Raw genomic sequence first — 716 nt, forward strand, 5'->3', positions numbered from 1 at the left:
GCACGGCCACCCGGGCGTCGCGGTGCGGGTGGTGGCGGGTGCCGAGGGCGGCGTCGTGGACCCGGGCTGGTCCGGGGCGAGAGGAAGGGATGTGAACCCACCCCGTACGACGTGCTAATGTTCTGCATGTCGGAAGGGGCCAGCCCGAAAGGGAAGGAACCGGAAGACACACCCAATGCGCGGGTGGCGGAATAGGCAGACGCGCTGGATTCAGGTTCCAGTGCCCGCAAGGGCGTGGGGGTTCAACTCCCCCCTCGCGCACAGTGGGAATGGGCGGCATCGCAATGGCGATGCCGCCCATTCCTCTTTCTCCGGGTCTTCCTCAGGGTCTTCTCCGGGTGCTCTCCGCGTGATCTCCGGGTTGAGCCATGGCACGGGCGCGTGTGTGTGAGGAAGGTCTCAGGGTTCCGGGGGCGGCAACAGGCGTTGCGCCGAGGCCGGTTGAGGGCCGTCGCGTGAGCCTGTTCCGCCGGAGTGGGGCAACACCGAGTCGGCCGGTGCCGAGTTGGCGCGGCAGGTGGCTGCGTTCCTGGCGGGCCCGCCGACCGGGATGTGCGCGTCGGGTTCGGATCTCGCCAGGGCCAGGGCCAGGGCCAGGGCCAGGGCCAGGGCCAGGGCCAGGGCCAGGGCCAGGGCCAGGGCCAGGGCCAGGGCCAGGGCCAGGGCCAGGGCCAGGGCCAGGGCCAGGGCCAGGGCCAGGGCCAGGGCCAGGGCCA

The 716-nt window shown here is 71.9% G+C and carries 1 tRNA gene and 1 pseudogene; one reads left to right on the forward strand and one right to left on the reverse strand.

What is annotated here, in order from left to right:
• The first annotated feature begins 177 nt into the window (after positions 1–177).
• Positions 178–261, forward strand: a tRNA-Leu gene (locus tag FRZ03_RS16395).
• 138 nt (positions 262–399) lie between these two features.
• Here the strand turns inward: FRZ03_RS16395 and FRZ03_RS16400 are convergent.
• Positions 400–716: pseudogene (locus FRZ03_RS16400) on the reverse strand (hypothetical protein); the annotation flags it as partial.

Source organism: Streptomyces misionensis, from assembly GCF_007896895.1.
GTDB lineage: Bacteria > Actinomycetota > Actinomycetes > Streptomycetales > Streptomycetaceae > Streptomyces > Streptomyces misionensis_A.